This is a genomic window from Enterobacter sp. SA187 (assembly GCF_001888805.2).
Lineage (GTDB): Bacteria > Pseudomonadota > Gammaproteobacteria > Enterobacterales > Enterobacteriaceae > Enterobacter_D.
Genome location: NZ_CP019113.1, coordinates 1,732,636 through 1,752,016, shown reverse-complemented (window position 1 = coordinate 1,752,016; position 19,381 = coordinate 1,732,636). Strand labels below are relative to the sequence as shown.

The window sequence follows — 19,381 nt, the reverse complement described above, 5'->3', positions numbered from 1 at the left end:
AATAAATTACTATTTCACCATCCATTAAATATAGCATACCTAAAGAACCTCAACAAAGATATTAAAAAATAACCAATTTATATTTAATTATTAAGAAGAGCAAATGATAACTCTGTTTTTATTTTTTCTTTACCAATGGGTTTTAATCCATTCAATACTTTTTCATAAAAAGCTTTAGACTCATCTGAACTTATAATAATCAGAACAAATTCTTTAACCGCGCAATATAAATCATCGTAGTCCACACCTGAAGGCGTGTAATAACCATGAGCCAATAGCATTTTATTTCTCAAAGAGTTTAGCTTCCATATTTTTTTGCTCAATTCATTATCTTTCCTTCTGGAAAAGTATTCCTTAATCAACTCACCAACACCATGTATTTCATTAACATCACCTTTGAAAGACAATCCACCATAATCATTTACTTCAATTACATTATTATCCAAATAGTGGTAAATTAATGCTGTTTCCACAGCCCTCTGCAAATAAAGATAAGCAATACAATATTCATTCCTATTCTTATTAAATAAAGATAAATTCAAGAATAATGCCACGTAAAAAATTAATGCATCAATATTATTGGCTTTAACCATTACTAGGTAATTTTCAATGCACTTTACTATATCAAACAAATCAGGGCAGTTTTTATAAGCATCACACAATGCGGCATTTAAACGATTGGATATTGTCGCGTTTCTTAATGACCTATACAGATCTTTTTCCATCTCATTGTAACGACAGATACCAATAGATGTTTTATACAATGAAAAAATAACAATGTTATAATCAATGTATGGTTTTAGATTCTTTTCAATATTCGGAATTGAAGAATAATATAGACTTATATTTTTTTGAATCTCTCGGGTATTGTATATGACTGATTCAATATCTTTGGATTCAAGATAATCAATAAATGATGCAGCCAACGGATTCTGCTCCTTTGTCTGAATATTATCTTCCTCGTAAAAATCCAAATTATAGTCTGAACCCCCATTAAGATAACTTAATAACAAACACAACCCATTTAAATCATTTTTATTTAATGGTGAAAAACCAACATAAATTTTAGGTGATATTAAATAACTAGCTATCTTATTATATACATCTTTATCTCCATTAATTATGATGAAATCAACTACTTTTGATTTGAGATCCTCCTCGAGGATCTCAAAAACATCAGAGTCATTATAAAATCTATTGAGGTTAACACATAACATTTCCATAGAATTCATTCATCCAAAGACTCGAACTCACTAGCCTCTTCAACTAACTCTGGAGAAATATCATTTAAACCAAACACATCTAATTCAAGGTTTAAAGCACTTCTAAGATCATTTTGGACATTTATAATATCTTTTTTAACATAATCATCCACTAAAAAATCAAATTTACTAGTAATTTGATCTTTAGAGATAATTCCGTCCTTATAATCTTTCATTTCTCTTTTCTTTTTAATTTCTTCTTCTTGTAATAGATTTCGTAACTCATTATCTATTGAATTATCTATTGGATAATTAGTTTTAAATACCTTTGTCTTATTTTTACGATATGAAGCCATATACTTGTTAAGACAAGAATAAGATAAATTCCTTAATTCTTCATTAAAAGAATTTAAAAGTTTATCGTTATCGGTATTAATTACAGAAGCTGATAATCGTTCACGTACTTTTTTATTAGAAAGCATTGATAAAATTAAATATGATATACCGTTGCGCACTTCATTAGTAGGATTAATTCTATTTGAAAGAAAAATAAAATTTTGGCAAAAACTTTTCCTGAAGTCAATAAGCTCATCAACTTTATTATCAAGTTCATCAATCAATTGAAAGAAGAAATTATTTGAAAATTCTTTTGTTAAACCAACTCTATTTCCTATTTTTAATATGTCACTCCAGACCAAAAATATTGCTCGTTGGAAAATTGCATGGTTTAAAAAGGTAAAACACTGTTCTTTCTTACAGTTTTTAACATCTTCTTCAAATAGTCTTAGATTATGTCTAGCATCTCTATATCTTTCAGTATCTGGAATTGGCATATATTCCAGTAAATTTTCCATAACAGGTTTAAATGCAATTCCACCATGAGAGTCTGTTTCGGACTTATCCCTTAATCGAGCTATCTCTTTAATAAAACAATCATTTGCAGGCTTAAAGAGATTACTTTCGAAAAATAATCTTTCTAATAGTGGAACAACATTTTTCAAAATTTGAGATAAAATATGTTTCTTTTGTGACAACGAAAACCTATCCCATGAAACCTTTGGAAATTCTAGATGGTCATCATTTTCAGATGGATGAACGATATATTTAATTTCATCAAAACCTATAAAGTACTCATTTACAAATTTATTTTTACCGAATGTTTCAGCCAACGCTTTTTCTATTACACCAATACTAGTCAGATAGTAACTACGATTAATTTCTGTTGAGAGTTTCTTCTTCTTTTGATTCCATTCAATTTGTGCAAGTCCCTCAATACCTCTTTTAGATAAGACAAAGGAACAAAAACTTCGACAGATTAGGCTCCCCATATTGCCTTCTGAAAGCAAGATATTAAAATGCCCGCCGACCTGCTCAGCATTTTTATTGACGTCGACAAATAACTGTCTAAATATCTCTGGAACTTTTGGTATCACATGTTTAGTCTGTTCTACAGACTGAGCCACCTCTAAAGTCGAGTCAGGTGAAAATAATATACATACAGGTACAGCCATTTCACTCAACGAGTCTCCATTTTCAGCATAAACTTCCTGAAGAGCTTTTAAGCGGTGCTGACCATCTATGACTATTAGTTTTATCCCTCGTTCAATCCCATTGGATAGATTAATTTCAATTTGAGTAGGTTCTCTTGCTACGTTAATTGAGTTGTTCTTATCCGCTAAGGACGGCGTGATTGTATAATTTCGATCCTCTAAATGAGTAAGCTTGAATAAGCCATCCCATTTCCTAAGATAACCTTCACGCCCCCCTATAGATATTTTATCAATTTGCTGCTGGCTATAATATTCTTCCATTGTATTTTTTGATACTGGGATTGCGGCAACAAGTAAAGGTGGAAAAAATATTGTCCTTGACTTAGAGTCGTTGTTTGTAAGATAAGGTTTAATTTCAGTTTCTACTCTAACCAAATCTAAATCCCGCTGTAACAGTTGATCAAAGTCTATTTTATCCCCAGGCTTAATTTCCCTAGCAAAAGTCAATTGATGTAATTCACTGGCCTTCATTGAAGTTAAAAAATACTCAATTGGAAAACTATTTATTGTAGAAAAACGTCCAAAAGAACCTGTTTTTTTGAAGAAATATATATCTTCCTGATTAAAAATGCCGAATGCATCATTAGTAGACATTTTGACCTCGATTCAAATTTGCAATAGTCACGCTACCGCCCAAGGGTTAGTGGCCATCCCCAGACCTAAGCTAGAATTAATGAATGTTCACTACATGTAATACAAAAAAATATAATTATCAACATTATAGGTGACATCATTGCGAGGGATCACGCAAAAATCATCATTTTTACAAAAAAATAAAAGAGGTAATTTATGGTTAATCACAAAATCCACCCTGAGTGGCTGACGCTGGACGAGGCCGCAGAAGTCATCCGACAGCACGATATCACTTTGCTGCCTGTCGACCAGATCCGCCATGCCCTGCACGGCGATCTGCCACTCTCAGTCTACTTCCCTTCGCCCGTACTTCTTAAATCACTCAATCCACCTTGCCGCTTTGCCTGCCGGAGCAATAAATCTCTCTTTCCACCTTCGTAGTGCATCAAACCCGGCAACTGCAAAGCGATGGTAAACATGTCGCCGGCAGACGCGACGCGACTCTGCTACTGACCACCAGCTACCTGTGGAATTTGCCGTTAATCGGCCTTGAGCGCCTACTGCTCCACCAGCATCTGAAGAAAATGTTGAATCGCCTTTGCCCCGATGCAACCAGATTAACATTGTGGTCAGCGATAAGAATGACAGCTACTACTAACTCTGCTGCCGCAAATCGTTGTGAGGGCTTTTACTGGAACTGCTCGCCACGCAAAACAATCTTCAGAAAGAGCTGCGTCTGCTGATTGGCCAACTCCATGGTAATGGCCCCAATGACCTTAATTCCCGGCTCAGTCTGTCCGACTGCTCCCTGTAGGACACGCTACCTCCTTACGCACTGTTCGTCATCCGCCATACCCAGCTGGAGGCTTTTTTGGATCACTATCAACCAGAATCAAAAGAGCGGATCACTTCCACGCTTTCCCGTTTTCTATGGCTGGACTGCAAGCACAACCCGCAACTGAAAGATGAAATGCTGGAGCATTCCTACAAATTGCTGAACATTTTTGAATGCTGGGCACGTGAGGATGGTATGCACCTGCCGCTGAGCCCCGAAGCGCTGAATACCGCGCTCCAGCGCGGCGCACCGCCGTAACGCAATCAACTAATCCTTTCAACTATCAACTCTCACTAACCCAGATAAGGATTTTTACTGCTTGGCAGGGACGCTGCTTCTTCGATAACCACACCCATCGTGTTGATGTGAGCGAATCTGGACATAGAAGGAATGATTATGAATAGCGGCAAATTTTTACGCTTACGCCTGGTGGAAGACAAAATCGGCTTCGGTAAATCATGGATTTATCGGCAAATCCAGCTGCAACAGTTTCCGCCGTCCATCCGACTCAACAGCCGCCACGTCGCCTAGCTGGAAAGCAAGGTGGATGCCTGGATCCACCAGCGCATCCGGCTTACCCGTGATGTCTGAATACCTGAGGAAGATTATGTGCGCCTCACACCTGCTGAATCGCTGGCTTCACGGTGCCAGCACTACCGGAAAAGAGGAAATGGTCCAGGTCAGCCTAGAGCAAATCCAGCCGTTTCGCCTCAATCCCCGCGTCATCCGCAACCCCGGCTATGAGGCACTGAAAGCGTTATTTCACACCCGTGGGCTGGATAACCCGCCGGTATTGACCCGTCGTCCCGGTGATGAAAAGTATATGCTCGCCAGCGGTGGGAATACGCGCCTCGCCATCCTCAATGAACTGTGGCAGGAGACGCAGGATGAACGTTACCACCGCGTCTGCTGGCCGTTTCGTCCGCGGCCCGAAACGCTGTCAACGCAGCAGGGCAAATTCCAGTGCCTGCTCGACCATCTGGAGGAAAGCGATCTGCATAACGGATTGATGTTTATCGAACGGGCGGAAGGTATTCTGCATCTGCGCGATCTTTACCACGAGGCAGGCATTGGATGCCTGACGCAATTGACGCTAGCGGAGCAACTCACCCGCGATGGCTATCCCGTCAGCCTGTCGCAAATCAGCCGGATACTACAGACCGTAGACTGGCTGCTGCCCTGCATTCCCAACGCGCTGTACAGTGGTCTTATCCATAAGGTTATCGACCGCCTGCTGGCGCTACGCAGCGCGGCGGAATAGGCTTGGACCAAACTGATGGCGCTGGGATGCCAATTTGCCGACCTGTTCAGCACCGCGCTCGCCGCCTGGCCTTATGACGCCAGCCGCGATGACGGTTTGGGTGATACGGGTGGTGGTGGCTATCCAGTGTGTAAGAAATGGTGGTCCGATGATGATGCGGGGCTGAAAAATCGACTACTGAAGCAGGTCGATACGACGCTCTGGCAGCGGCTGCAAAACTGGAGCAGTCGAAAGAGGAATATGAAGAAGTGGTACTACGCTCAATGGTGAGCCCACGCAATATGCAGGTGTCGCAGGATGGGCGAGTGTACAACGGGTTTGGCGGGAATGCGGGAGATAACTTGAATGCATCGCAAGCATTAAGTGGTTGGGGAGTATCGCCGGAATGTCGGTTTCCAGCCTCGCTTTTTCCCTGCTTTCGACAGCGTGCGCCAGGCGTTGCCGATGCTGCAGGCATTCCTTGGAATGGCCCTTGTGATTTGTATTCCTGTGACTCTGCTGTTCTCTGCGTGGGAATTAAAAACCGTGGTTACGCTGAGCTTCGTGCAATTCGCCCTGTTCTTGCTTACCTTCTGGTGGGAGCTGGCCGGTTGGTTGGATAGCTGGCTGATGGAGATGATTTATAGCGAGAGCTTCGCATTTCTACCTGTACGGCTTACAGAACACTTCTGATGATTTGATCGTGATGGGAACCATGTTTGTGGTGCTGCCTGCGTACTGGCTTGGGGCGCTGACATGGGCGGGGGTGAGAGTTGTCGTGGCTGTGACCCGGGTCATCTCTGCGGGAAGTAAAGATGTTAAGAACGGTGCCAAGCAAGTAGAGAGGATGATGCCAAGGTAAAAGTCTATGGTAATACATGTATATAGTAACAAAGTCAGTCACCTACTATAAAAAAGAATTATTTACGTTAAAAAAATTCAAAAATGCCTGTTGATTACGTAAAATATTACGTAATCATTTTCTTATATTTTAAAGGGACATAACAATGCAGCCTTTTGACGCAGATTATTGTTACTCATTCCCTGCTGTGCGTGGGATTCAGGCAGGTCGCCCATTTTATATCGCTACCTGCCCTATGCGAATCATACCTAAGATCTTCAACTTCGATGAGAATGAAGTCCCACCAGAGCTACGGGCTCAGCGTATCCTAAATAAGTCTCGAATCCCCGAGATGGTGAGATATCTTCTTGAAAATCCGAAAGACTATGTTTTTTCAGCCTTAACCGCATCAATAGCAATTGATGTCCAATTTGATGAGTTTCCTGGCTCAAATAACCTCGGAATGTTACGCGTCCCGATGGAAGCACAGATACTCATAAACGATGGACAACATCGTCGAAAGGCCATTGAAAACGCGCTGGAAGAACGTCCAGAATTAGGACAGGATAATATCCCTGTGCTCTTTTTTGTCGACGAAGGATTAAAACGTAGTCAGCAAATGTTCGCAGACTTGAACAAATACGCGATCCGTCCAAGTCCTTCATTATCAACGTTGTATGATCACCGCGACATCAGTTCTAATCTTGCACGTTATCTAGCGATGTCAGTTGAACCATTTATAGGGCTTACAGAGTTAGAAAAATCTAGCATCAGTACGCTCTCAAACAAGCTGTTTACCTTAAGCAGTATCAAACAGGCGACACGAGCGCTGCTAGGTAAAGATCCCAAAGATGGCAGTCTTGAAGAGAATACAAATATTGCTACGCAGTATTGGCAGGCGATCGCTCAGGTTATGCCAGACTGGCAACTTGCTGCCAGAAAAGAAGTTTCACCTGCACAGTTGAGACAAGATTATGTACACGCGCATGGTATTGGCCTTCAGGCATTAGGAATGTTGGGCCGCTCACTCCTGACTGAAGAACCAGAACACTGGCAGCTGAGAATCGCTGTGCTCAAGACTTTTGACTGGCGAAAAAGCAACCCAGAATTGATTAAGCGAGCAATGCAGCATGGTAAACTGAGCAAGACTAGCGTATCGATTCAGTTAACCTGTAATGCGCTAAAAACCGCGCTCTCAATCCCCCTCACTCCTGAAGAACAGGAGCTTGAAGCTCAAATGGTTGTCTCATGAGTAAATTAGTTCAGGCCTACGATTTGGCCGAATACGAAGATTTTATTAATCAGGAACAGTTCGCTGGACGCCCTCTGGCCGAATATGTTGCTGAGGTTCAAAGAATTTATTGTGCGGATAAGCGTCCGTGGGTAATTGGCTACAGCGGCGGGAAAGATTCTTCCGCTGTGATCACGCTGGTGTATCTGGCCTTGCTCGGCCTGCCTCCGGAAATGCGCAGCAAAGATGTTTTTTTGGTGTCATCCGATACGCTGGTTGAAACACCGGTGGTGGTTGATCTGATAAAAAAAACCATGTTGCAGATAGAGGCTGGAGCTAAACGAAATGGCCTTCCTATCACTCAGCATGCGGTTACGCCAAAAACCAATGAAACCTTCTGGGTAAATCTGCTTGGGAAAGGTTATCCAGCGCCAACCCGTAGTTTTCGCTGGTGTACCGAGCGTATGAAAATCAATCCGGTGAGCGACTTTATTAAAGATAAGGTCAGCCAGTTTGATGAAGTGATTGTTGTCCTTGGCTCACGTAGTAGCGAGAGTGCCTCCCGTGCGCAGGTCATAGCAAAGCACAAAATTGATGGCTCACGCCTGGCCCGACATACTACGCTGGCAAATGCGTTTATCTATACCCCTATTGATACCTGGGATGTAGAAGACGTCTGGAAGCTGTTGCGCGGCGCGTTCCGTTATGCCCCTGAAGATATCGACGAATGGGAAAGCCCGTGGGGCGGAAACAACCGTCCGCTGTGGACGCTGTATATGGACTCTTCCGCACAGGGTGAATGTCCACTGGTGATCGATGAAAGCACCCCTTCCTGTGGTAACTCCCGCTTTGGCTGCTGGACCTGTACCGTAGTCACCAAAGATAAAGCGATGGAGAGCCTGATTAAGAATGGCGAAGAGTGGATGTCTCCGCTGCTGAAATATCGCGATCTACTGGCGTTTACCACCGACCCAGTAAATAAAGATACGTTTCGTAACTATAAGCGTCGTACTGGCAAGGTCAGTTATCAGTATGCCAAAGATGGCGAAGAAATTAGTGCCGAACGTAAGCATGTTCCCGGCCCTTACTGGCTGAAGTATCGCCAGCAGTGGCTGAAAACACTGCTGGAGATTGAGCGTGATTTGAATGCCCAGGGCCATACCATTACGCTAATTACCCAGCCGGAGCTGCACGCTATCCGTCAGGAATGGCTGAAAGATCCTAATGAACCAGACTGGTATGACACATTACCCGGTATTTACCATGACGTTTATCAGCGGGATCTGGACTGGATAGTTGATGATCAATCACGCTTTGACGCCAGCGATGCAGATTTATTGGTGCAGATAGCTCAGGGGTTTGACGTTGCCCCCGAAATGGTCATGAAGCTAATTGAACTGGAAGTATCAATGGAAGGGCTAAGCCGTCGCCAAGGGATTTTTGACAAGCTAGGTACAATTCTAAAACAGGATTGGGGCAGTCTCGAAAAGATCCAGCAGCAACAGGCAGCGCTACAAAAACGTAACGACCGGGATATTCATCAGGAAGAAGTCACCAGGCTGGAAGCTGAACTTCAGGTTCTACAGCGCAGAATTGTCGATTCAAGCGAATCCTCTGTTTTAGTCGAGGAGGAAAACGAACGTGCTCATTAAACAACTAGTATTACATAATTTTCGGGTATTTAACGGTACTCACACCATTGATCTGGCTCCAAGAAAGCGCCCACATGAAGTGAATCATCGCCCTATTGTGCTGTTTGGTGGTTTAAACGGTGCGGGAAAAACGTCGATTCTGTCGGCGATCCGTCTGGCGTTGTATGGTCGGCTGGCATTTGGACTTGCGACTCAGCAACAGGAATATATTGAACAGCTTAGCTCGTTAATTCACAGCGGCGCGTACTATAGTGAGCAACCTGAAGAAGCGGCTGTTGAATTGACCTTTACCTACAATAAAGGCGGCCATGAAGCGGAGTTTACCGTTACGCGAGCATGGAAAAAGGGGAAGAAAGACCGCCTTTCTTTGCAACAGGATGGGGTGCCACTCAGTGAGCTGGATTACGATCAGTGCCAGGGGTTTCTTAATGAATTAATTCCGCATGGCATTGCCGATCTGTTCTTTTTTGATGGCGAGAAAATTGCGGAGCTGGCGGAAGATGAATCCGGCAATATTCTTCGCACTGCCGTGCGTCGTTTATTAGGCCTGGATCTAATTTCTAAACTACGCAATGACTTAATGATTTTTGTTAAGCGTCAGCAATCCAATCAGTTAGTAGGATCTCAACAACAGCAGATTGCAGAGCTTGAAAAACAAAGTAAAGAATTAGCCTGCCAGACAGAAGAATTACTGGAAAGCGCCGATTTTGCCAAATCGCGGATTGAGTTTCTGTCTAAAGATATAATCCGCTATGAAGGTTTATTGAATGCACAGGGCGGCGCATTTGCTCAGACTAAAGCGCAAGAAAAACAGAAAGTTGATACTTTGCTGAAAGATAAGGAGCGTCTGGAAAAAGCACTGCGGCAGGAATGTGATGGGTCGCTACCTTATGCGCTAGCCCCGAAGACATTAGCTCGTTTGCTGGGGAAAATTGCTGATGAAACTCAGATTAAGCAAACTCAGAGTTTTGAAAAAGAGCTGGAACAGTTTTTAGCTCAGCTTAAAAACGATATCGCATTGCGTTCTAGTACCACCAGTAAAATTGCTACGGAAGCGATTACCGATAATTTGAAAGAGTATATGGCAACCAAGCCTAAAGGCGATTTGTTGTTTGATATCTCTGAACGTGAAGCCGGTATGCTCCAGCAGTCGATTGAACAAGACAGCAAAAAGGCATGGCAACGTTTCGATCTTTACCGTACCCAGTTATCAGAGATTGAACAGCAATTAGAACAAGCTGCCGCCAACATTGCCCGCGCCCCAGAAGATGACCAGTTAATGGATCTCTTTGAGAAGCTACGCGAACTGGATAAACAACGTGAAAAACAGCGGCAAAAATATCTTTCATTGTTGGAAGACGCTAAAAAGGTTAAGCAACAGCAACTGGAATGCGTACGTCAGGTACAAAAAATGCATGATGTTGCCCGCAGTCAGCATGGCTTCAGTAGCGCCTTTAAAAACGCGCAGGAAACGATTAATTTACTCGACCGATACAGTGATGTATTAACACAGGCAAGAGTGAAAACACTGTCAGCGAATTTCGAAAGCGCCTATCGCAAATTAGCCCGTAAAGAAGATTTGCAACTTAGCGCGCATATTAACCCGGAAACGTTTGACGTGGAGCTGATTAATGAACAGGGTTCCGTCATAAACCGTAAGCTACTTTCTGCTGGTGAAAAGCAGATTTATGCAATTGCGATTCTTGAGGCTTTGGCAAAAACCTCAGGCCGTGATTTACCGGTGATTATCGATACTCCATTAGGGCGTCTGGATTCCCAACATAGAGATAAGTTGATTAATCACTATTTCCCGTTTGCCAGCCATCAGGTAGTGCTACTGTCTACCGATACGGAAGTGGATGAGCGTTATTTTGTCGATCAGTTACGTGATGATATTTCGCATGCTTATGAGATTGTGTTTAATGCACATTCAAAATCATCTACGCTTAAACCTGGTTATTTTTGGGAATTAACTAAGGAGGCTATCTGATGCTCCCGAATCGAATGGTGCTTAGTCGTCAAACTGAAGACCAGCTTAAAAAGTTAAAGGGATACACTGGGATTACGCCCAATGTCGCGGCTCGACTGGCATTTTTCCGCTCGGTGGAGAGTGAGTTTCGTTATTCGCCTGAGCGGGATAGTAAGAAGCTGGATGGCTCTCTGGTGCTGGATAAAATAACGTGGCTGGGGGAAACATTGCAGACTACAGAATTGGTATTGAAGATGCTTTATCCTAAGCTCGACCAAAAATTGATAATTAAAGCATGGGCAGCACATGTTGAGGATGGAATCGCTTCAGTTAGAAACCATCGAAATTTAAGAGACTTGTTAATTTCATTGTAATGATAACTATTATGCCAGTGCGTTATGCACTGGCTATTAAGGAAATAAAATGGAAATTACTTTCGATCAGATCAAAGAACTAACAGAAATAGTTACCACCAAAGATTGGGTAGATTACGTGACCTCCATAGGGAGTTTAATTAGCTCCGTGGCAATAATACTTTTAACCTGTTATATTTTTTTTAAAACACCTAATCAAACTGCTCGTAGCAAAGTTTATGAAAAAGAAGTAGATCTATTATATAAAGCCTTCGATTGTTTTTGCTTATTTTCCGATGCTGTGGAGTTATATGCTTCGAACAAACATAGAAAGTATAAAACATTGAGCGATCCTAGTAGTAAACCATTAGATGGAAGCTTTAGTGATAAAGAAAAACAGTCCTCTGAAAAGGTTTACCCTGCTTTTAAAGAACAAAACATGGCTTCCAGCCTCTTACATTCAATAGGCGCTTTTGAACCTAAAAAATGTGTAGATAGTTATAAGGAAAAAACCGTAGAACTAAGGAAGCTTATAATAGATTTTGAAACAAGCGATGAAAATCCCAATACTGAAAAATGCAAGGAGATTTCTGATAAAATTGGGAAAATAAGAAACGAATTAGATACGATAAAAAACTGTTTCTTCAATAAAATACGAGATTTCAAGGACGAGATAAAAAAACAAATTTAATAAAATGGGGGAGACCCCATTTTATATTAACTTTATAAATCAAAGAAATTTTTATCTATTTCATAAATTTCATATGTACTTACCTTTGCAACCCCCATGCCATTTTGGACCAAATATTCACATAACTGTCCACCATCAACAAGAGTGATATTCATGCCTTGTGCTTTTTCTGCACTATTAATTGCCTGTTCGGTAAAGCATGAAGATGAAAAAAATACCCCTTTGTGTGCTCCTTTTTGGTTCATCGAGCCAATAAACTCTCTAATTTCACTAGATGGTACTTTTTTATTATTATACCTTTTAGCTTGGATATATATTTTTTCTAAGCCTAATTTATCTTCATTAATAATGCCATCTATGCCCTCATCCCCAGCGCCACCAACTACCTTACCTGCCTCAGACTCGTGCCACCCATAACCCATTTTTAATAGAAGTGTAACTACAAGGCTCTCAAAGAAAGCTGGATCCGAAGAATTAATAGCATCAAGCAATTGCTCTTTTATGGTTTTAATATGTTCAATATACTTCCCATGAATTATCTCTTCTGGTAGCTGATCTTTTGTTACCTTTTCAGTTTTAAGAGGGCTAGCATTTGATACGTGTCCCTGCCATAAATTGTATAGTGGCTTTGATTGCCCTACAGATTTAACCTCAATAAATATTTTCCGTGGTGATGCACTTGGGAAATCAACTCCATAACAATGCTTTCGAATTTCACCACGAACTACAGATACTGGATCTTTTGCACCAAATGAGTAATATTCTTTATTTATGATGAAATCATAAATATCTTTATGTGATAAAGGTTTTCCATGCTCCTTTAATACATTTACGATAGCTTCAATAATTGTCATTTAGCTAACTCCCAAAATGCCCGATCACGCATCTTCTTAACCCGCTTATCCCCATCCACATACAGGCTAAAATGCTTCTCAAGCTGCCGAATCTTTCCCATTAAAGACTCCTGCTCACCTTTATCATCGACGTTAAATACCGCCTTAATATCCGCATTCCTAATCTCGGAAACACGATGGATCACCCAAGTTAAGATATATGAGGCATAGTTATTTTCACCAGTCTTAAAGTGGGTTATCTCCTGAGTTGACAGGATCGCACCAACGCCATACTCACGGCCCTCTTTAAGGATCTTCCGGAGGCTGGAAAAATCCTGACGCATAAAGTTATCGGCTTCGTCCACCAGAATCATTTTGGTGAGCTGACGATAATCTCCCCGCACGACTGGTTTACCGCGCTTTTGCATCTGCGCGTAAAACAGATCCAGCGTGAGCGCGACTACCAGGTTTTGCACTTCTGGCGGGTAACCAGCCAGTTCGATCACGGTGACGCCGTCAATCAATTCGTACAAGCTGGTCATCTTCTCCGGGATAGTCTCGAATATCTTGTAACGCGCCAGTTTTGAAAGAGCTGCGTAAAGTGAATCTTCTTCAACCTTTTCCTGATTGAGGAAACGTTGCCATACATCTTCAATCGTCGGCGCAGTCCTTGACCATGTTGTCGGATCTTCAGGTGAAATCCCCGCTGCTTCGTAGCATTCTAAAATCAGATTTTCTAATTTGAGCTGCTGCTTATGGCCCAGCCCATAGGCTTTAGCCATCGTTTCCGATAGTCCACCTGCAGTATGGATTGGTAGCATTGGCGTGTCGCCAAACAGAGATAAGGGGTTGTAAGGCAGCTTAAATAACTTGTACTTTTTAGCACCCGTGGCATCAAGAAAAGCCTCATCCACATAATCGGATTTGTAGTCGAAGATCAGCAAACCAATAGGTTTACCATCAACGTTACAAGACTGATTACGCATCAACTGTGTGACCAGCGATTTAGTAAACTGGGTTTTACCGGTGCCCATTGTTCCAATAATGCCGGTATTGGTATTCATGAACTTGGCGGTGTTGGTTGGCTCCCAATGTAATGGGCTCTGGCGCGCAGCATCATGACCAAACAGGATCTGTAATGGAGTATCGCTAATATCTGGTGTCACCACCGGTACAGCAGGCTGTAACGACTCCGACTCAGGTTCCGAAATGGACTGTGCAGCAGACGGCGTTGTGACTTCTACCACGACTTCGGGTTGTGACGGACTGGCATCACACGCTGGCTTAAGCCGGTATTTTTCCGGCACCCGGTAACGTTCCGCCAACGGTGGTTCATCCCCTTGCGCAGCAATCAACGAAGGCAGCAGTGAATAAGGGATTTCGATCTGTAAGATATTCTCCGCTGTCTCTTTATAGGAGAGATCGAAACAGGTTGCGCTGTCTACATGCGCCACGACGAAGCCGTCCGCATAGTCGGCCAACTCACCTAACTGATAGTCGCCCGTTAACCACCATTCCCGTCGTTCCAGCAAGGGAGTCAATTTTTCGCTGTCCAGTACGCCATACAGGCGCAGTTTCTCCACCTGCATCAGCACCTGACGAATAAAGAGCGCCCGGTACAATTGTGATGCCAGCGTTTGTGGTTCCAGAATGTCCTGCTGTAAATAACGTTTGAGCTCACGAGCCTGTTGGCCTGCATAGCTGTAATCAGGACGCGCCCCGGTTTTAACTTCCAGCGGCAACAGATAGAGGCGGTTTTCTTTGAAACCAACAAAGAGCACATCATCAGAGATAGCACCTTTACGATAACCCTGTAAATTTCTCGATAAATCGCTCTCTTTCATTTTCAGGCCGACATTGCCGGAAACGCGGATCATTTCGGCCACCGATAATGGTATCCAGCAAATATCGGACTGGTGCAGCATGGATTGCACAAATTTGTACGCGCCTATAATACCGTGTTTCTCTTTCCGCTCCCTTTCACTGGAGCGCAGCATTTTCAGCAACCATTCGCCATTAAAGGCGTTAAATTCAGCCAGCAAATGCTGACTGTCAACAGCAGGTTGCCCTGACTGGTTTCCGGTCTGAAGCAACCGCAGGAACAAATCAACCTGCTTCGTGACGGTGACGGCATCGTAGCCTGCACAACTGGTGTATTGGTCAGAATAGTGGATGAGCACTACATCTTTCTGACTAGTGAAAAAGTCGAGGGTGACTTTAGGATCAATGATGGTGGTCCAGAGCGCACTATTGTAGGAGTAATTGAGCAGCTGTTTAAAATTGCCACTCACAGCCAGGCCGATCCCTTGTCCATGATACTGGCTGTTGCTTTGACGTGCGGGCTGCCACAGGCAGCCGATTAGTCGGGCAAGACGCAGGGCGTAGTAGGATTCAGTATCCACATTACGCAGGCCAAATGCGGTAAAGTAGGCATCCCCCTGAATCTCAGCCCCCTCTCCGGCGATAAGCCCATGACATAATACCCCACTGGACGCATCTTCAATGCGGATTTGGCGGCAATCGACCGGTGCCGTGTTGGTGAAAAAAGCCAGGTGCGCATAGGCCAATTTCTCACTTTCTGATGGCAGGACAAACTTGCTAAACGTTAATCGGCTGCGCAGCAAGTCAATCAGCATATCAGCTTCCGCCCGCCATGCGCCGCTGTTTAGATCAAGATCGTTTTTAAGCTGTTCATAGCTGCTACTTTCGGCAAAGTGATCGAACATATTGGGTAGCAAGCGTTCGTCGTAACAGTTCACATGCACCGAAATAGCGTGCTCTTTTTCCTGTTTAAAATATTCCACTAACCCTAAAAATAGCTCTTTAGCATTTCCCTGATTAATGGCATTGATAACTAAAGCATCGTTTCCGGCGTTCTGGAACAATCGAGCGTAGGCGTCAGTGAATTCATTGAGTTTGTCTTTTACCAGACGCTTAACGTAGTCATGACTAACCTGGCGCTGGGGGACGACATCAATCCAGAAGCGGTTTTCCTCTACTGGCTGTAGTTGCGCATATTCATGCTCACTGTGGTAAACAAACGGCATTAAGCCAGACACCATCAGGCGATCAAGAGTAATCGCCGGTAGTGTGGCAAATGAAGCCGAATCGTGCTGTTCCGTCTCCGCAACGATAGTTTCTGCCAATTGTAAATGGTAGGCCAGTACTAGTGGATGTAGCGGAGAGAGGCGCTCATGGCTATCATTGCGGCAGACCCCCAGATGCAGAAGACGTTTCTCCTGTGCTATCAGCGCTCTGCTCAGACCGATTTGCTGTAGTGCCTGTTCAAACGTACTAACAATGTTACTAACCAGCGTGCGGTACTCCGTTGACCACGACACCAAACTCGCCAGGGTGCTATGACGTTGATAGTAGGCAAATAACTGCTCATAGGCGTTATGGAGATCGGGGTAACTGGCAAGAAGTTCATCCAGCGCAAACTCGCTATTGTCACTTCCCGTACCCAGCAGACGTTGCTCAATTAATGAGGCTTCCAGTATCAACAGCTGCTGGCGTACACCGACGACCTTGTGTTCAGTATTATCAAGAATGATGCGCCCTTTTAGTCGGTTCCAGGTTGCATTGCCCTCTTCTTTGAACAACTTATTGAAACGACTTTGGTCAAAAAGCAGCGGCAGCGTTAGCCCTTCTTCTGCTCCCGGCCCCTCGATGTTAAACGACAGACGGGAATCACCGGAAACGATCGCAAACTGAACTAGGTCACTTTGATTTGCCAGCGTCTCAAAATCCACCTGAGCATAATGCTGGCAGTCGATGTCTTCGCTCTCGTCATCCAACATACAGGTTAGGTTGCCAGACTCGGCAATACGCAGCGTGTTATCTTCTAGTTGCAGGGTTATTTGGTCTTTACCTGGCTCAACGCGGTAGCAGTGCTGAATATCGTTTAGCCAGAATTGCCCCTGCTCGACCAACAACAGGCGAAATTTATACTCTTCGGCTGAATTATTACGGTTGGTCAATTCGAGACTAAAAAAGCAGGGATGCCCGTCAAAAGGCACCGACGCCATAATGCGGGAAGTCTTGCCGCCTGCCCGACTGGTGCGCCAGAAAGGTGCATTCTTTAACTGGCGATTATGGGCAATCTTTATCTGGTTATCCTGAAGATCATTACCCTGAAAACTGAACTCCAGCTCAGCCTTTGATTGTCCTGGCTGTACCTGCACCAGCAGGCTGATGTCACGTTTTCCTGCTTTACTGGCGCTTTTCGCCCGTTGCCAAATCTCGCCGTTTTCGACGGAAACGTTCTCCAGCACCAGTTTTTGTTCATTATTCTGTTCTTTCTCTTTCCTATAATCGGAGAAATCGAGCTCACGCCAGTCATCTTTGTCGTAAAAATGCTCCTGAATGAATTTTGTACTAAACTCAGGCAGCACATTCTCCAGCTGCCCACCGTAGCGTTCAACACTGTCTTCAATCTGGCGATATAATTTCCGGTTTTCATTCAGTCGAGTGCGTAGCTGCTTCTGGCTATAGTTCAGAAGTTCATCATCTTTAAAAAGATGAAGCTCGGAGAAATCCAGATTACCATCATCCAGCAAGCGATACAGCGACGAGAAACCAAATACGGTCGCGCCTTCATCCAGTACCGTCGCCAGTTGATCCTCCAGCAAACAGCGGGTCAATTCAGCACGCTTATTATCAGATGTAATGAGTTTTTCAAGCTGATGGCTAAAGGTTTGCGGGTACCAGATTGCATCTGGAGCAGCCACATCTTTCGTACTATTAATCAATGTATCGAGCATACTGTTATGTATGATCAACAGTGCTGTTTGGGAAAAAGCTCCACTGCGGCCTGCAACCACATCTCGCAGATGGGAAATATAATTTTCCGTGAATGCAGGAGCGTCAGCGCCATGCAAGACAGGAATCAGCATCACACTATCGCAAGAGACATATGCCAGGTGTTGTCCCGGCTCAGACTCAAGTTGATTTTCGCCTGCAAGATCGATAAAAGCTTGCCAAAGTTTTAAAGCATTACCAGGATCGGGACATTTGAACTGGTAACGTTCACCTGCCTGGATAATGCCGCCAACCCATTCAATAAAGGTTTCCGCCAGATAAGTTTCATACTGTTTTACGGACATATACGGCATCTCCACTATCACTCATTCGCTCTACATTTCCCATGCGTTCATAAAACGCCACCAGCGTTTGCGCCGACTGGTTATCCAGATAAAAACCGCGCTGTTCAAAACCGCGCAACAGTTCATGTAGGCGGAGTTTGTCATTTTTACCAACCGTAAGGTTAGTCAGTAATAATAAACGGTCCTGATTTAAAACTAACACTTTACCTGCTCGACCTCTTACCTGAATGAAGTCAATGCATATTTCATTTTCTAATTCATTAACGTATTTTCGGTTTACTGTTGCACGATCAGACTTTTTACCCTGAAATTGCTCAATGGCGACAGTAATTAGTTGCTTGAAAGCATGCTCCAGACTGGTAGCAGGTTCACGAAGCTCAAGACCGCGATCCTCGATAAAATCATGTAAATAGTTATTTAGATGATGTAATACTTGTGAAGAAGACTCTGAATTATTCAGACTATCTTGATAAATTTGCCAAAGAGGACGTTTTTTCTCCCCTTTTCCCCACTGCAAAATTTCTAGTGCAGAAAGTACTGGAAAAAGCTTTTCACTCTGGCTAGCAAATAACTTATATCCATATCGTTTAACTTTTTCTCGTTCAGAGCTGGCTTTTTCACTGTCCAGAATGAAAAATAAAGACTTGCTCTGTGGCTCGCCATCTTGCCAACTGTCCAAATTAAGTGCTAATTGAGCACACCAGCTAAAAGCGTACAAACGCAGTGTATTAGTTAATTCTTGTAAGAGATACTGCGGGTGCTCCGCCAGAAACTCCAGGTCAGCCTGAAAGCATAATGCCATATAAGGGAGATAAGGTTGCTCTTCGGCAAATGGACCTTTCCCGAGCAGTTTTATTTTTTCATTGAGTTTATTCAAGATTTGTTGCTCAATGAAATTTAGTTTGTCCTCAATCGGGTAAGTAAGACTGAAATTGCCCATTAAATTAGAGAACAATGTTCCAAGGCGTTTATCAGCCGTTGAACCTGCGATCAGTTTTTCACCAGAAAATTGAGCGTGAAACAATAAAAATAGCGGCGAAACACGGAAGATATCCTGGCTGGAAAAGTACATCCGCTCAAGCACCGACCAAAATTCTGGCTCATCAAGCAGTGTTTGTAAGTGACTTTTACAATCATCACGAAATTGATCTGGATCGTAGGCTTCTATTTTACGTTTTAGCGCATAGCTAAGCACTAACCCAGTAACAAATTGCCAATTGATTTCATTGTTCTTGTTGCGAACAGGCAAGTAGCTATCTACCTGATTATTACCAACTTTTAAAGTTGATGCGATAGGGTACACCAT

Annotated in this window: 12 protein-coding genes and 1 pseudogene; 8 read left to right on the top strand and 5 right to left on the bottom strand. The window is 43.3% G+C overall.

The window, feature by feature from the left end; translation table 11 throughout:
* Positions 1-83: 83 nt before the first annotated feature.
* Both BMF08_RS08350 and BMF08_RS08345 read right to left on the bottom strand, forming a co-directional pair.
* On the bottom strand, positions 84-1,223 hold the full coding sequence (locus BMF08_RS08350; protein WP_072570395.1) for a hypothetical protein: 1,140 nt from the start codon (positions 1,221-1,223) through the stop codon (positions 84-86).
* A 5-nt stretch (positions 1,224-1,228) separates the two neighbouring features.
* On the bottom strand, positions 1,229-3,346 hold the full coding sequence (locus tag BMF08_RS08345) for a DNA sulfur modification protein DndB (protein WP_072570394.1): 2,118 nt from the start codon (positions 3,344-3,346) through the stop codon (positions 1,229-1,231).
* Positions 3,347-4,196: 850 nt separating this feature from the next.
* Here BMF08_RS08345 and BMF08_RS21335 point away from each other — a divergent pair.
* The 8 genes and pseudogenes from BMF08_RS21335 (at position 4,197) to BMF08_RS08300 (ending at position 12,137) form a co-directional block, all read left to right on the top strand.
* Positions 4,197-4,418: a hypothetical protein gene (locus tag BMF08_RS21335; RefSeq protein ID WP_234007218.1), complete on the top strand. Its 222-nt coding sequence runs from the start codon at positions 4,197-4,199 to the stop codon at positions 4,416-4,418.
* A 138-nt stretch (positions 4,419-4,556) separates the two neighbouring features.
* Positions 4,557-4,691: an AlpA family phage regulatory protein gene (locus BMF08_RS08335; RefSeq protein WP_072570393.1), complete on the top strand. Its 135-nt coding sequence runs from the start codon at positions 4,557-4,559 to the stop codon at positions 4,689-4,691.
* 76 nt (positions 4,692-4,767) lie between these two features.
* A pseudogene (locus BMF08_RS21330) lies at positions 4,768-6,262 on the top strand (ParB family protein).
* A gap of 145 nt (positions 6,263-6,407) precedes the next feature.
* The gene (gene dndB, locus BMF08_RS08320; protein ID WP_072570392.1) at positions 6,408-7,493 is read left to right on the top strand and encodes a DNA sulfur modification protein DndB; all 1,086 of its coding nucleotides are present in this window, start codon (positions 6,408-6,410) and stop codon (positions 7,491-7,493) included.
* Positions 7,490-9,124 carry a DNA phosphorothioation system sulfurtransferase DndC gene (gene dndC / locus BMF08_RS08315; RefSeq protein ID WP_072570391.1) on the top strand — a complete coding sequence of 545 codons (1,635 nt, stop codon included), beginning with the start codon at positions 7,490-7,492 and terminating at the stop codon, positions 9,122-9,124. Before dndB ends, dndC begins: the two co-directional genes overlap by 4 nt.
* Entirely contained in the window at positions 9,114-11,114 is a 2,001-nt protein-coding gene (gene dndD / locus BMF08_RS08310) for a DNA sulfur modification protein DndD (RefSeq protein WP_072570390.1), read from the top strand. The genes dndC and dndD overlap by 11 nt, the downstream gene beginning before the upstream one ends.
* A complete protein-coding gene (dndE, locus tag BMF08_RS08305) occupies positions 11,114-11,467 on the top strand; it encodes a DNA sulfur modification protein DndE (protein ID WP_072570389.1) in 354 nt (117 codons plus the stop codon). Before dndD ends, dndE begins: the two co-directional genes overlap by 1 nt.
* Before the next feature lie 49 nt (positions 11,468-11,516).
* The gene (locus BMF08_RS08300) at positions 11,517-12,137 is read left to right on the top strand and encodes a hypothetical protein (protein ID WP_072570388.1); all 621 of its coding nucleotides are present in this window, start codon (positions 11,517-11,519) and stop codon (positions 12,135-12,137) included.
* 32 nt (positions 12,138-12,169) lie between these two features.
* Here BMF08_RS08300 and BMF08_RS08295 read toward each other — a convergent pair whose 3' ends face one another.
* From BMF08_RS08295 to dptG, 3 genes are read right to left on the bottom strand one after another with little or no spacing between them, the layout of a single operon-like run.
* The gene (locus BMF08_RS08295) at positions 12,170-12,991 is read right to left on the bottom strand and encodes a restriction endonuclease (protein WP_072570387.1); all 822 of its coding nucleotides are present in this window, start codon (positions 12,989-12,991) and stop codon (positions 12,170-12,172) included.
* Positions 12,988-18,075, bottom strand: a complete 5,088-nt coding sequence (dptH, locus tag BMF08_RS08290; RefSeq protein WP_072570386.1) for a DNA phosphorothioation-dependent restriction protein DptH — start codon at positions 18,073-18,075, stop codon at positions 12,988-12,990. The genes BMF08_RS08295 and dptH overlap by 4 nt, the downstream gene beginning before the upstream one ends.
* Complete coding sequence (gene dptG, locus BMF08_RS08285) at positions 18,056-19,378, bottom strand: DNA phosphorothioation-dependent restriction protein DptG (RefSeq protein WP_072570813.1); 1,323 nt, start codon at positions 19,376-19,378, stop codon at positions 18,056-18,058. The genes dptH and dptG overlap by 20 nt, the downstream gene beginning before the upstream one ends.
* Positions 19,379-19,381 lie beyond the last annotated feature (3 nt).

Bases quoted from the DNA above. Each gene is read 5' to 3' on its own strand.
- BMF08_RS08350 (WP_072570395.1), bottom strand. From the start codon at position 1,223: ATGGAAATGTTATGTGTTAACCTCAATAGATTTTATAATGACTCTGAT.
- BMF08_RS08345 (WP_072570394.1), bottom strand. From the start codon at position 3,346: ATGTCTACTAATGATGCATTCGGCATTTTTAATCAGGAAGATATATAT.
- BMF08_RS08335 (WP_072570393.1), top strand. From the start codon at position 4,557: ATGAATAGCGGCAAATTTTTACGCTTACGCCTGGTGGAAGACAAAATC.
- dndB (WP_072570392.1), top strand. From the start codon at position 6,408: ATGCAGCCTTTTGACGCAGATTATTGTTACTCATTCCCTGCTGTGCGT.
- dndC (WP_072570391.1), top strand. From the start codon at position 7,490: ATGAGTAAATTAGTTCAGGCCTACGATTTGGCCGAATACGAAGATTTT.
- dndE (WP_072570389.1), top strand. From the start codon at position 11,114: ATGCTCCCGAATCGAATGGTGCTTAGTCGTCAAACTGAAGACCAGCTT.
- BMF08_RS08300 (WP_072570388.1), top strand. From the start codon at position 11,517: ATGGAAATTACTTTCGATCAGATCAAAGAACTAACAGAAATAGTTACC.
- BMF08_RS08295 (WP_072570387.1), bottom strand. From the start codon at position 12,991: ATGACAATTATTGAAGCTATCGTAAATGTATTAAAGGAGCATGGAAAA.
- dptH (WP_072570386.1), bottom strand. From the start codon at position 18,075: ATGTCCGTAAAACAGTATGAAACTTATCTGGCGGAAACCTTTATTGAA.